This is a genomic window from Paracoccus solventivorans (assembly GCF_900142875.1).
Taxonomy (GTDB): domain Bacteria; phylum Pseudomonadota; class Alphaproteobacteria; order Rhodobacterales; family Rhodobacteraceae; genus Paracoccus; species Paracoccus solventivorans.
Map to the genome: position 1 here is coordinate 112981 of NZ_FRCK01000003.1, position 13164 is coordinate 126144.

Below are 13164 nucleotides of genomic sequence, written 5' to 3' on the forward strand. Positions count from 1 at the left end.
TTTCAAAGCGTCTGCTGTCCAGCTGCGAACAATTCCTCGGTAAGGGCTGAGGTCGTGGTCCGCGCCGACCTGACCGTCGGCCGCCGCTTCCGCGACGATCTGGAATCGACCGCGCCCGATTACGAACGCAGCTATGTCGACGGCAGGCTGGCGTTCTATATCAAGGGCAGCACCGCCGGCGGCTATCGCATCACCTCGTCGCTGGACACGGGCGAGGGGCCGGTGGACGAGATCTTCAGCCGGCTGGACGAAAAGGACCCGCGCAACGTGCTGCGCCGGCTCGACCCCGAGGACATGTATCCGACCTATGGCGACGACAGCTCGTCCTTTGATGACGCGCCGACTTCGGGGCGGATCTACCTCAAGGTCGAAAAGGACCAGAACAGCTTCCTGTGGGGCGATTTCAAGGCCGACAGCATCAGCGGCCGGCTGAGCCCGGGATCGCGCGCGCTTTACGGCGCCAAGGTCGATCTGGCAACCGAGGCGCTGACCGGGGACGGCGACCCCCGCGCGCGGGTGGTGCTGTACGCGGCCCAGCCCGACACGCTGCCGCAGCGCGACATCCTGCGCGGCACCGGCGGCTCGGTCTATTTCCTCAAGCGGCAGGACATCAACGGCGGCTCGGAAACCGTGACGGTGCAGGTCGTCGACCCCGACACCGGCCGGGTGGTGCGCACCCGCCGCCTGTCCGCCGGCGTCGATTACGAGATCGACTATTTCCAGGGCGTCATCACCCTGGCTGAGCCGCTGAACTCCTCGGCCTCGGGCAGCGGCATCATCGGCAGCGGCCCGCTGGGCAGCTATGACGTCAACCTGGTCGTCCAGTACGAATACACCCCCACGATCAGCGACGTGGACGGCCATTCTCTGGGCGGGCGGGCCGAGTTCAACGTGACCGAAGGGCTGCGGCTGGGCGTTTCGGCGATGAAGGAAAACACCGCCAACGCCGATGTGGCTGCCGACCAGCGCATGGCGGCGGTGGACCTGCGCTATGAGTTCGGCGAACAGAGCCATGTGCTGGTCGAGGCCGCGCAAAGCGAGGGGCCGGGCTTTGGCCGCTCGATCTCGACCGACGGCGGGCTGACCATCAGCGACGGCGGCGTGTCCGGCGTGGATAACCGCGCCCGCGCCTACAGCGCCGACACCCATCTGAGCTTCGGCGACCTGGGGCTGGCGATGCCGGGCTATCTGACGGTCTATGGCGAAAGCAAGCAGGCCGGGTTTTCCACCCTGACCGAGGACGTGACCGAGGATCAGTGGCTGTGGGGGCTTGAATCCGAGGTCGAGCTGAGCGCGCAGTCCCGCGTCGCGATGCTGTACGAACGCTTCCACCGCGACGGCGGCGACCGCAAGGACAGCGGCGAGCTGCGCTATTCGCGCGACCTGAACGCCAACTGGACGCTGGATCTGGCGGTGGCGCATCTGGACCGCGTGGTGCTGTCGCGCCCCGAGGACACCGGCCGCCGCACCGATCTGGGCGCGCGGCTGACGTGGGAGCGGGACGACGACCTGAAGATCTACGGTTTCGGGCAGGGCACGGTCAGCCGCTCGGGGCAGGTGTCGCGCAACAACCGGCTGGGGCTGGGCTTCGAGACCCGGCTGACCGAAAAGCTGCGCTTCGCCGCGGAATATTCCGACGGCTCGCTGGGCGAGGGCGGCGCGGCCCGCGTCACCTATGCGCCCACCGCCGACAGCGAGGTCTATCTGGGCTATACGCTGGACCCGACCCGCAGCGAGGACATGCGCGAGCTGATCGGCCGCGATGACGGCGTGATCGTCGCCGGGACCCGGTACCGCTATTCGGACCGCTTCTCGACCTTCGCCGAAAACCGCTGGGATCTTTACGGCACGCGCCGCTCGCTCGCGGAATCCTACGGCGTCACCTATACGCCCGGCGAACGCTGGACGATCACCGGCGGCATGGAGATCGGCACCGTGCGCGACAGCATCGGCGGCGATTTCGAGCGCCGGGCGGTGTCGCTGGGGCTGGGCTACAGCGACAACGACCTGGTGCGCGGGCGGGCTCGGCTGGAATACCGCACCGAAGAGGGCGAGGGGCTGACGCGCGACCGCGATACCTGGGCCCTGGCGCTGGGGTATGAATACAAGGTCAACGACGACTGGCGGCTGCTGTTCAACCTCGATTCGCTGTTTTCGGACAGCGCCGAGGACAGCTATCGCGACGGCGAGTATCTGGAGTTCGGCCTGGGCTATGCCTATCGCCCGGTGCTGAACGACCGCCTGAACATGCTGCTGAAATACACCTATCTGCACGACCTGCCGGGCGAGGATCAGGTCACCGCCTCGGGGTCCGAGGACGGGCCGATGCAGAAAAGCCATGTGTTCTCGGTGGATGCCAACTACGACCTGACGCCCAAGCTGACCATCGGCGGCAAATACGGCTATCGCCGCTCCAAGGTGGCGGATCGCGGGACCGAGGATTTCGTGACCTCCTCCGCCGATCTGGCGATCCTGCGGCTGGACTGGCACGTCGTCCACATGTGGGACATCCTGGCCGAGGGCCGGATCCTGCGCACCCGCGAACTGAAGATCGACGAGACCGGCGCGCTGCTGGGCGTCTATCGCCATCTCGGCAACCACGCCAAGATCGGGGTCGGCTATGAATGGGGCAAGGTCTCGGACGACCTGACCGACCTCGATTATCTCGGCGACGGGCTGTTCCTGAACCTGGTGGCCAAGTTCTAGGCGCGGGCGCCCGTCGGGGCGCCCCCGTCCCCCGGCGGCGGCCCTGCTCGCCGGCCTTGACCCTTGCCAGACCGCCGCGCCCCGTCCTAGCATCCAGCCCCGGACGAGGAGGAGAGCGGCCGAGATGTGCGATGTCCTGATCGCGGAGGATGAGCCCACCATACTCGAAACCCTGAGCTTCCTGCTGGGGCGCGCGGGGTGGAGCGTGGCCTCGGTCACCGACGGGGCGGCGGTGCTGGACATGGTGCGGCGCACGCGCCCGGGAATGCTGGTGCTGGACGTGATGCTGCCGGGGCGCAGCGGGCTCGACATCCTGCGCTCGCTGCGGACGGACCCGGAACAGGCCGACATGCCGGTGCTGATCCTGACCGCGCGCGGGCAAAGCCACGACCGGCAGCTGGCGCTGGATCTCAAGGCCGACGGTTTCATTTCCAAGCCCTTCGCCAACGACGACGTGGTGGACGAGGTGCAGCGCCTGCTGGGGCAGCGCGCCGCCCGCATCGCCGCCTCGGGCTAGGGCGCGGGCGTGGCCGGGCCGCCGAACCGCCCCGCCGGGGACACGCGCCGCCGCGACGCGGCCTTTGTCCTGCCCGCCTTCGGCACGCTGCTGCTGCTGCCGCCGTTCCTGAACCTGTTCAACCGCGGGCTGCTGGTGTTCGGCATCCCGCTTGAGGCGGTGTATCTGTTCGGGGTCTGGCTGGCGCTGATCCTGGGCGCCTTTGCGATGACAAGGCGCCGCCCCGACACCGCCGAGGACCCCGCGCCCGGGGATGACGGCTGATGCTGTCGCCCGATTTCGTCATCCTGACCGCGGTCGCCTATGTCGGGCTGCTGTTCGCGCTGGCCTATGTCTCGGACCTGCGGGCGCGGCAGGGGCGGGCGGGGTTCCTGCGCTCGCCGCTGGTCTATACGCTGTCGATCTCGGTCTATTGCACCAGCTGGACGTTCTACGGCGCGGTGGGCACCGCGGCCCGCAACGGGCTGGAGTTCATGGCGATCTACATGGGCCCGACGCTGGTCTTCGTCGGCTGGTGGTTCCTGCTGCGCAAGCTGCTGCGGATCGCGCACGGGCAGCGGATCACCTCGATCGCGGATTTCCTGTCCTCGCGCTTTGGCAAGTCCAGCAAGCTGGCGATCCTGGTAACGGTGATCGCGGTGGTGACGATCACCCCCTATATCGCGCTGCAGCTCAAGGCGGTGACGACCTCGATCCAGGTGATCTCGACCGCGGACGGGCGCGGGCGGCTGGCGGGGCTGGGCGACGCGGGGCTGGGGCTGGCGGTGGCGATGGGCATGGCCGTGTTCACCATCCTGTTCGGCACCCGCAACGTCGACGCGCGCGAACAGCACCCGGGCGTGGTCGCCGCCATCGCATTCGAGGCCAGCGTCAAGTTCGTGGCGCTGGTGGCGGTGGGGCTGTTCGTGGTCTTCGGCCTGTCCGACGGTCCCGCGCAGATCTACGCCCGCGCCGCCGAGGCCGGGTTCACCATCCACGAGCCCGGCCCCTTCGGCAGCCGCTGGGTGACGGTGCTGTTCCTGTCGGCCTGCGCGGTGATCTGCCTGCCGCGGCAGTTCCAGATCACCGTGGTGGAAAACGCCGACGAAAACCACCTGCGCACCGCCGCCTGGGCGTTCCCGGCCTATCTGCTGCTGATGAGCCTGTTCACCCTGCCCATCGCCTTTTACGGGCTCGCGACCATGCCGGAGGGGTCGAACCCGGACATGTTCGTGCTGACCCTGCCGATGGCGGCCGACCAGAACGCGCTGGCGCTGTTTGCCTTTATCGGGGGGTTTTCCTCGGCCACCTCGATGATCATCGTGGCCTCCATCGCGCTGTCGATCATGGTGTCGAACCATATCGTGCTGCCGCTGGCGCTGCGCTTTACCCGCGACCTGGCCGCGCACGAGGCGCAGGGCATCGCGCGGCTGCTGCTGGTCAGCCGGCGCACCTCGATCGCGGTGATCCTGTTCCTGGGGTTCATCTATTTCTGGCTGACCGGGGAAAGCGGGGCGCTGGCGCCGATCGGGCTGATCTCATTCGCCGGGGTGGCGCAGTTCCTGCCGGCGCTGCTGGCGGCGCTGTACTGGCGCGGCGCCACGGTGCGCGGCGCGCTGGCCGGGATGGGGCTGGGGTTCGCGGTCTGGGGCTGGACGCTGTTCCTGCCCAGTTTCGCCGCCGGCAGCGACATGGTGGCGGGGCTGCTGGCGCGGGGCCCCTGGGGGATCGCCGCGCTGCGCCCGCAGGCGCTGTTCGGGATGGGTGACACCGACCCGCTGGTGCATTCGCTGTTCTGGAGCATGTTGCTGAACGCGGGCATGCTGGTGCTGACCTCGCTGGCTACAAGGCAGGACCGGCTGGAGCGGATCCAGGCCGGGGTGTTCGTGGACGTGTTCCGCTCGGGGCAGCGCGGGCAGGGGCATGGCGGCACCGGCCGGGCGATCCGCAGCACAGCCACCGCCGACGACCTGTTCTTTCTGGCCGAGCGGGTGCTGGGCTGGCAGCGCGCCCGTGCGCTGTTCGAGGATGCGGGCATCCGCCATGGTGCGCACGCCCGCGGCGCCGACGCGCCGCCCGCCTTCGTCATCCGGCTGGAACGCGAGCTGGCCAGTTCCATCGGCGCGGCCTCGGCGCATATCCTGCTGTCCAAGGTGGTGCGGGGCGACGCGCTGTCGCTGGACGAGGTGATGCAGATCGCCGACGAAACGCTGCAGGTGATCTCGCACTCCAACGAGCTGGAAAAGAAGTCCAACGAGCTGCGCCAGACCGCCCGGCAGCTGCAAGAGGCGAACGCAAAGCTGCACGCGCTGCACCGGCAGAAGGACGATTTCCTCAGCCAGGTCAGCCACGAGGTGCGCACGCCGATGACCTCGATCCGCTCGATTTCCGAAATCCTGATGCGCCAGCCCGATCTGGACGAGGCGCAGCGGGACCGCTTCGTCGGGCTGATCCACCACGAAAGCGTCCGGCTGACCCGGCTGCTGGACGAGATCCTGGACCTCAGCGCGCTGGAACATGGCGAGCGGGACTGGGAAAACCACCCCGTCGACCCCGAGGCGGCGCTGAGCCGCGCGATGGAGGTCTGCGACGCCATCGCCCGCCAGCGCAACATCGGGTTCTCGCGCGAGCACGCGCCGGTGCCTGTGGTGGTGGCGGGGGACAGCGACCGGCTGTGCCAGGTTTTCATCAACATCATCGCCAACGCCATCGCCCACAACCGCGATCCCGAACCGCGGGTGCATGTGCGGTCGCGCGTGACGGCGACGGAATATCAGGTCGAGATCATGGACAACGGGGCCGGGATCGCCCCCGAGTTCCGCGCCACCATCTTCGACAAGTTCGTCCGCATCGGCGAGGCGGGCAACACCGGCGGCGCCTTCCCGGGGCTGGGGCTGGGGCTGAACATCAGCCACACCATCGTGCGCAAGCTGCAGGGCCGGATCGAGCTGGTCGAGGGCGCGCTGCCCGGTGCGTGTTTCCGCATCTCGCTGCCGCTGTGCCCGGCGGCGCCGCCGGCCCTTGAGGGGTCCTGTCAGGCGGGTGCGTCCTCCTGACGATGGCTGCAATTCTGGCGGATGCACAGCTGGCAGGACGGGCCGACCGCCAGCTGCGTGCTTGTGTCCGACAGGTTCAGCCCCTGCCCATAGACGGTGCGGTCGGCGTGGTGGATGTCGCAGGCCAGCATCACCGAAAACACCAGCGGCTGTTCGGCCCAGGTCGAGATCCGCTTGGGCACCGATTTCGCGATCATCAGGAAGCGCGCGCCGTTGGGGAACTCGGCGATCTGGCGGATCACCCCGCCCGCCGCCGCCGTGTGATAGATCGGCCAGAGCAGGCAGCCATGCCCGCCCCCCGGCAGGCTGAGCCCGGGCAGCGGGAACCGCTTGGTCAGCCGCCCCGAGGGATCGGCGCGCAGGAACCCGAAGGGCACGCCCTCGGCCCCCGGGCGGCGCAGCGTCACCAGCCGGTGGGCCACCTGCTCGAAACTGGCGCCGTGGATATGGCTGAGCAGGTCGATGTCGTAGCGGTGTTCGGCGGCGGTGGCACTGATCCGCTCGTAAGGCATCATCATCGCCCCCGCGACGTAAGAGGACAGCGCCCCCCGCATCAGTTGCCGCGCCTCGTCCGAGGCGGGTTCCAGCGCCGCGCAGGTCCGGTCCAGCAGCTCGGGCGCGGCCAGTTCGGCGATCTGGCGGCACATGCGGAACACCCGCGTCGCCAGCGGCGCCGAGGCCCGCAGCCACAGCACCCCGGCCTCGACATCGGCGCGCGAGCGCTCGGCCAGGCGCGGGGCGGGGGCGCCGGGGGCCTCGGGCCAGCGCTGGCAGCGCAGGCCGAAACGCTCGGCGAGATGTGCGGCCAGCGCGGTTTCCCCGAACGCGCCGGGAATGCTGGCGCGCAGCTCGGCGGCCAGATCTTCCAGCTCGGGGAAATGGTTGTTGGCCGCGATGAAGGCGTCCTCGACCTGCCGCACTGGCGAGATGGTGCGCCGCTTGATGGTGGCGCGGTCGAAATAGCCGACCAGCCCGCGCATGGTGGTGCTCAGTTCCTGCGCCTCGCGGTTGATGGCGACGGTGAAGCGGCGGCGGTCGGCCTCGCTCAGATCCTCGACCCGGGCGATGATCTCGGCGCTCGACCGCATTCCGGTCAGCCGGTTCAGCACCTCGTGCAGCATCTGCCCCAGCAGCGGGTCCGAGGCGAAGCGGTTGGTGAAGGCCTCGACCTCGGCCATCGCCTCGGCGCCCATGCGGTGCAGCCGGATCAGCGCCTGCGCCACCTCGGGGAAGCGGGCCAGCAGGTCGCGGAAATCGGTCTGGCCGAAATCCAGCCCCTGCAGCACCGGGTCGCGCAGCATCTCCTGCACGTTCTGCAGGGTCTTCTGTTCCTGGTCGCCCGACAGCGCGTCGATGTCCAGCTGCAGATGTTCCGCGATGCGCAGCAGGAGCGCGCCGCCGACGTCGCGTTTCGAGTTCTCGATCAGGTTCAGGTAGCTGGACGAGATCCCGACCATCCGGGCCAGCGCCGCCTGCGAGATGCCGCGGTCCAGCCGCTGCCGACGTATCCTGATGCCGACCGGCGCGCGCATGATGTCCCCCTGTCTTCCCGTCCCTGAGTCAATCATTGACAGGATTTCTTGTAAATCGTTTGATGGTTTACAAAAAAACTGTTTGCAATCAGGTTCTTATTGAAATCGTTCCATCCATGTCCTCTTGATGCAAGTAACAATGACAAAAAGTCGCACCAGGGAGGAATGAAATGTCGAAACTGATCATCAACCGGCGCGGGCTGCTGCGCACGATGGGGGCGGGGGCGGCGGCGACGCTGGCCTCGCCGATGTTCTTCACCCGCGGCGCCTGGGCGCAGAACTTCTGCAACGACCCCACCGCCAGCGGCAAGATCGTGTTCGGCTTCAACGTGCCGCAGACCGGATCCTATGCCGAAGAGGGGCTGGACCAGCTCAAGGGCTACGAGCTGGCGGTCAAGCACATCAACGGCGAGGGCGACGGCGGGCTGCTCAACACGCTCAAGCCGCTCAGCCTCAAGGGCAACGGGGTGCTGGGGCAGAAGGTCGCCTTCGTGTCCGGCGACACCCAGACCAACACCGACGCCGCCCGCGACGGCGCGCGCCGGATGATCGAGCGTGACGGCGCGATCATGGTCACCGGGTCCGTGACCTCGGGCGAGGCGATCGCCGTGCAGTCGCTGTGCCAGGAACGCGGCGTGATCTACATGGCCGGGCTGACCCATTCCAACGACACCACCGGCAAGGACAAGCGCCGCTACGGTTTCCGGCATTTCTTCAACGCCTATCAGTCGGGCGTCGCCATCGCCCCGCATCTGGCCGAGGCCTATGGCCGCGACCGCCGCGCCTATCACCTGACCGCCGACTACACCTGGGGCTGGACACAAGAGGAATCGATCAAGAACGCCACCGAGGCGCTGGGCTGGGAAACCGTCGCCACCGTGCGCACGCCGCTGGGGCTGGGCGATTATTCGCAATACCTGACCCCGGTGCTGAACTCGGGCGCGGACGTGCTGATCCTGAACCACTACGGCCACGACATGGTGAACTCGCTGCCGCAGGCGGTGCAGTTCGGGCTGCGCGACCGCCAGGCCAACGGCAAGAACTTCGAGATCGTGGTGCCGATGTTCTCGGAACTGATGGCGGTGGGCGCGGGCGAGGCGGTCAAGGGCATCATCGGCACCTCGAACTGGCACTGGGCGCTTGAGGACGAGGGCACCAAGGCCTTTACCAAATCCTACGGTGAGGCTTACGGCGCGCCGCCCTCGCAGTCGGCCCATACCGGCTATGTGCAGGCCATCCTTTACGCCGATGCGGTGGAACGCGCCGGGTCCTTCTATCCGCCCGAGGTCATCAAGGCGCTGGAAGGCCACGAGTTCGACGGCATGGGCAACGGCCCGACGCTGTATCGCGACAGCGATCACCAGTGCTTCAAGGAAGTGCTGGTGGTGCGCGGCAACGACGCCCCCACCAGCAAGTTCGACGTGCTGAACGTGATCGGCCGCTCGGCCCGCGACGAAGTCACCTATGACCCCGCGATCTTCGGCGGCGAGCTGGGCCCCTACGAGCCCAACCAGTGCTGATCGCGCAGTGATCCGGGGCCCGGCGCGCGTTAGCGGGCCGGGCCCTGCCGTCACCAATCACAAGAAAATACGGGGCCTGACCCGCAGGGGGGAAAATGAACGCGTTTCTCGCGCAGCTGCTCAATGGGCTGGACAAGGGGGGGGCCTATGCGTTGATCGCATTGGGGCTCACCCTGGTTTTCGGCACCTTGGGCGTGGTCAATTTCGCGCATGGCGCCCTGTTCATGCTGGGCTGCTTCATGGCGGTGACCTTCCGCTATCTGATCACCATCGAAAAGGTCACCACCGACCCGACGCAGCTGTCGCCCTGGGGGCAGCCGCTCGAGGTGCGCGCCCCCATCGTCCAGGACTGGCTGGGCGATTTCGGGCTGTTCCTGGTCGATTACTCGGTGCCGTTCTCGATCCTGCTGACCATCCCGGTGATGCTGGCCATCGGCATCGGGATGGAGCGCGGGCTGATCAAGCATTTCTACAAGCGCACCCACGCGGAACAGATCCTGGTGACCTTCGGCCTGGCCATCGTCATCGGCGAGATCGTGAAAAGCATCTACGGCCCCAACCCCTGGCCGCAGCCGATCCCCTCGGACCTGCGCTCGGCCGCCGATATCGGCCGCTGGCTGGGGATGGAGCCGAATACCCTGACCTATCCGTGGTGGCGGATGATCTATCTGATGTTCTCGCTGGGGGTGATCGCGGCGGTGTTCGCCTTCCTGCGCTTCACCACCTTCGGGATGGTGGTGCGCGCCGGCATGGCGGACCGCGAGGCGGTGGGGCTGCTGGGCATCAACATCGACAAGCGCTTTACCGTGGTCTTTGGCCTCGCGGCCGTGGTCGCCGGGGTGGCGGGGGCGATGTACACGCCGCTGCTGCCGCCGAACTACCAGATCGGCATGGATTTCCTGGTGCTCAGCTTCGTCGTCGTCGTGGTGGGCGGCATGGGCTCGCTGCCGGGCGCGGTGCTGGCGGGGTTCCTGCTGGGCATCCTGCAAAGCTTCGCCTCGATGACTGAGGTGAAGTCGCTGATCCCCGGCATCGACCAGGTGATCATCTATCTGGTGGCGGTGGTGATCCTGCTGGTGCGGCCCCGCGGCCTGATGGGCCGGCGCGGCGTGATGGAGGGCTGATCCGATGTTCCATCTTTCCCGCAAGGACCAGATCAAGCTGGCGATCTTTGCCCTGGTCGTCGTCACCATGCCGATCTGGCTGGCGCCGCTGGGCGCCGCCTATCCCGGGCTGATGCAGAAATTCGCGATCTATGCGATCTTTGCCATCGGCTTCAACATCCTGTTCGGGCTGACCGGCTATCTGTCCTTCGGCCACGCCGCCTTCCTGGGCGTCGGTTCCTATACCGCGGTGTGGTCGTTCAAGCTGCTGACCATGGACATCGTGCCGGCGCTGATCTTCTCGACTCTGCTGGCGGGGGTGTTCGCGCTGGTGATCGGGTTCTTCAGCCTGCGGCGCACGGGGATCTATTTCTCGATCCTGACGCTGGCATTCGCGCAGATGTGCTACAGCCTGGCCTATTCGGTGCTGACCCCGATCACCAATGGCGAAACCGGGCTGCTGCTGGCCCGCAACGACCCGCGGGTGATCGACGAGGCGCTGGGGGCCGGAACCGTGGGGGGCGCGGGGCTGCCGACGCCGGCGCTCTTGGGTAACACCGTCAGCGGCTATTTCGGCTTCTACATCTGCGCGGCGCTGCTGATCCTGGCCTTCTTCATCTCGCAGAAGATCTTTGCTTCGCCCTTCGGGCTGGCGCTGCGGGGGATCAAGTCGAACCAGACGAGGATGATCTACACCGGCTTCAACATCCGGCCCTATATGCTGGCGGCCTTCGTCATCTCGGGGATGTTCGCGGGGCTGGCGGGCGGGCTGCTGTCGGTCACCGACCCCATCGCCGGGGCGGAACGGATGCGCTGGACGGAATCGGGCAACATCGTGCTGATGACCATCCTGGGCGGGGTGGGCACGCTGATCGGCCCGGTGATCGGCGCCTGGGTGATCGAGTATTTCGAGAACATCTTCTCGGCCATCAACAAGAACATGCTGAACGCGGCCTTCGATTTCCTGCCTGACGGGGTGCAGAACCTTGCCGTCACCGTGCTGTCCAAGTTCGTGGGCGAGGGCTGGCACCTGACCCTGGGGCTGCTGTTCGTGCTGATCGTGGTGTTCCTGCCCGGTGGGCTGGTCGAGGGCTATCTGAAGCTGGTCGCGCGGTTCCGGCGCGGGCGCGGCACCAAACCGGAGGCTGGCGGGAAATGAGCGTGACGAGCGAAAACGCAGCGGCCGGCAACGCCGCGAACGGCAAGAACATCGTCCTGCACGCTGCGGACGTGATCAAGAACTTCGGCGGGCTGCGCGCGCTGTCCGACATCGACCTGCAGATCGAAGAGGGCAAGACCCACGCGATCATCGGGCCGAACGGCGCGGGCAAGTCCACCCTGCTGAACGTGATCATCGGGCGGATCGCGCCGACCTCGGGGGCGGTGGTGTTCGACGGCACCGTGCTAACCGGCAAGGCCCCGCACGAGATCAACCAGCTGGGGATTTCCCGGGTGTTCCAGACGCCCGAGATCTTCGCCGACCTCTCGGTGCTGCACAACGTCATGGCCCCGGCCTTCGCCCGCCGCGACGGGTCCTTCCGGCTGAACATGTTCCGCACCACGGCCCGCGAAGCCGCGATCCGGGAAGAGGCCGAAAGCCTGCTGAACGATTTCGGCATGTGGGACCGGCGCGACGACCATTCCGGCGCGCTGTCGCGCGGCGACAAGCGGCGGCTGGAGCTGTGCATGTGCCTGATCCAGCATCCGCGGCTGCTGCTGCTGGACGAACCCACCGCCGGCATGTCGCGCCACGACACCAACACCACCATCGAGCTGCTGAAGAAGATCAAGCTGCGCGGCATGACCAAGGTCATCATCGAACACGACATGCATGTGGTGTTCTCGCTGGCCGACAAGATCTCGGTGCTGGCGCAAGGGCGGATCATCGCCTCGGGCCTGCCGCAGGACATCAAGGAGGACCCCAGAGTGCAGGAAGCCTATCTCGGGGGGGCGGCGGAATGAATGCGGCACCAGTGACCGGCCCGGCGCCGGATGCGTTCTTCGCGCTGCGCGACGTCCATGCCTATTACGGCGAAAGCTACATCGTGCAGGGCGTCAGCCTCGAGCTGCGCAAGGGCGAGGTGCTGGCCCTGCTGGGCCGCAACGGTGCCGGCAAGACCTCGACCATGCGCGCCATTGCCCGGGCCGACAACCCGGCGGTGATGCGCGGGGAAATCTGGCTGGAGGGGCAGCCGGTCCACCAGATGAAATCCTGGCAGGCCAGCCAGGCCGGGATCCAGCTGGTCCCCGAGGACCGCCGCATCATCCCCGGCATGACCGTCGAGGAGAACCTGATCCTGTCGCAGGTCGCCCCCAACAAGGGCTGGGAGATCGAGCAGATCTACGAGCATTTCCCGCGGCTGGCCGAGCGCCGCAACCAGGAGGGGGTCACCCTGTCGGGGGGCGAGCAGCAGATGCTGTCGGTCGCCCGGGCGCTGGCGCGCGAGGTCAAACTGCTGCTGCTGGACGAGCCCTACGAGGGGCTGGCCCCGGTGATCGTGCGCGAGATCGAGCATATCGTGCAGGACATCAAGGCCCGCGGCATCACCACCATCATCGTGGAACAGAACGCGGTGGCGGCGCTGCGGCTGGCGGACCGGGCGGTGATCCTCGATTCCGGCGAACTGGTGTTCACCGGCTCGGCGCAGGAGCTGCTGGACGACGCCGATCTGCGCAACCGCTATCTGGCGATCTAGGCCGGGCCCCCGGGGTTGCGGCGAGGGGTTTGCGTCGCCGCAGCATGGGTAATTG

The 13164-nt window shown here is 67.4% G+C and carries 10 protein-coding genes; 9 read left to right on the plus strand and 1 reads right to left on the minus strand.

Features of this window, described 5'->3' with window-relative positions; genetic code table 11:
• Positions 1–54: 54 nt before the first annotated feature.
• The 4 genes from BUB57_RS06345 to BUB57_RS06360 all read left to right on the plus strand — a co-directional run bounded on the left by BUB57_RS06345 (position 55) and on the right by BUB57_RS06360 (position 6258).
• Positions 55–2706: a hypothetical protein gene (locus BUB57_RS06345; RefSeq protein WP_073063985.1), complete on the plus strand. Its 2652-nt coding sequence runs from the start codon at positions 55–57 to the stop codon at positions 2704–2706.
• 124 nt (positions 2707–2830) lie between these two features.
• Positions 2831–3223, plus strand: a complete 393-nt coding sequence (locus BUB57_RS06350) for a response regulator transcription factor (protein WP_073063988.1) — start codon at positions 2831–2833, stop codon at positions 3221–3223.
• Positions 3224–3232: 9 nt separating this feature from the next.
• Positions 3233–3487, plus strand: a complete 255-nt coding sequence (locus BUB57_RS06355; protein WP_073063991.1) for a hypothetical protein — start codon at positions 3233–3235, stop codon at positions 3485–3487.
• Positions 3487–6258: a sensor histidine kinase gene (locus BUB57_RS06360; RefSeq protein ID WP_073063994.1), complete on the plus strand. Its 2772-nt coding sequence runs from the start codon at positions 3487–3489 to the stop codon at positions 6256–6258. Before BUB57_RS06355 ends, BUB57_RS06360 begins: the two co-directional genes overlap by 1 nt.
• Here the strand turns inward: BUB57_RS06360 and BUB57_RS06365 are convergent.
• Positions 6237–7790, minus strand: a complete 1554-nt coding sequence (locus BUB57_RS06365; RefSeq protein WP_073063997.1) for a helix-turn-helix domain-containing protein — start codon at positions 7788–7790, stop codon at positions 6237–6239. The genes BUB57_RS06360 and BUB57_RS06365 overlap by 22 nt on opposite strands.
• 170 nt (positions 7791–7960) lie before the next feature.
• Here BUB57_RS06365 and BUB57_RS06370 point away from each other — a divergent pair, with 170 nt between their 5' ends.
• From BUB57_RS06370 to BUB57_RS06390, 5 genes are all read left to right on the plus strand, one after another.
• The gene (locus BUB57_RS06370; protein WP_073064000.1) at positions 7961–9310 is read left to right on the plus strand and encodes a substrate-binding protein; all 1350 of its coding nucleotides are present in this window, start codon (positions 7961–7963) and stop codon (positions 9308–9310) included.
• A gap of 95 nt (positions 9311–9405) precedes the next feature.
• Entirely contained in the window at positions 9406–10434 is a 1029-nt protein-coding gene (locus BUB57_RS06375; protein ID WP_073064003.1) for a branched-chain amino acid ABC transporter permease, read from the plus strand.
• A gap of 4 nt (positions 10435–10438) precedes the next feature.
• Complete coding sequence (locus BUB57_RS06380) at positions 10439–11572, plus strand: branched-chain amino acid ABC transporter permease (protein ID WP_073064004.1); 1134 nt, start codon at positions 10439–10441, stop codon at positions 11570–11572.
• Complete coding sequence (locus BUB57_RS06385; protein WP_073064008.1) at positions 11569–12375, plus strand: ABC transporter ATP-binding protein; 807 nt, start codon at positions 11569–11571, stop codon at positions 12373–12375. The genes BUB57_RS06380 and BUB57_RS06385 overlap by 4 nt, the downstream gene beginning before the upstream one ends.
• On the plus strand, positions 12372–13109 hold the full coding sequence (locus BUB57_RS06390; RefSeq protein ID WP_073064010.1) for an ABC transporter ATP-binding protein: 738 nt from the start codon (positions 12372–12374) through the stop codon (positions 13107–13109). The genes BUB57_RS06385 and BUB57_RS06390 overlap by 4 nt, the downstream gene beginning before the upstream one ends.
• Positions 13110–13164: the final 55 nt, after the last annotated feature.

Excerpts from the sequence above, each read along its gene's own strand:
- BUB57_RS06350 (WP_073063988.1), top strand. The coding sequence starts at position 2,831 with ATGTGCGATGTCCTGATCGCGGAGGATGAGCCCACCATACTCGAAACC.
- BUB57_RS06360 (WP_073063994.1), top strand. The coding sequence starts at position 3,487 with ATGCTGTCGCCCGATTTCGTCATCCTGACCGCGGTCGCCTATGTCGGG.
- BUB57_RS06365 (WP_073063997.1), bottom strand. The coding sequence starts at position 7,790 with ATGCGCGCGCCGGTCGGCATCAGGATACGTCGGCAGCGGCTGGACCGC.
- BUB57_RS06370 (WP_073064000.1), top strand. The coding sequence starts at position 7,961 with ATGTCGAAACTGATCATCAACCGGCGCGGGCTGCTGCGCACGATGGGG.
- BUB57_RS06375 (WP_073064003.1), top strand. The coding sequence starts at position 9,406 with ATGAACGCGTTTCTCGCGCAGCTGCTCAATGGGCTGGACAAGGGGGGG.
- BUB57_RS06380 (WP_073064004.1), top strand. The coding sequence starts at position 10,439 with ATGTTCCATCTTTCCCGCAAGGACCAGATCAAGCTGGCGATCTTTGCC.
- BUB57_RS06385 (WP_073064008.1), top strand. The coding sequence starts at position 11,569 with ATGAGCGTGACGAGCGAAAACGCAGCGGCCGGCAACGCCGCGAACGGC.
- BUB57_RS06390 (WP_073064010.1), top strand. The coding sequence starts at position 12,372 with ATGAATGCGGCACCAGTGACCGGCCCGGCGCCGGATGCGTTCTTCGCG.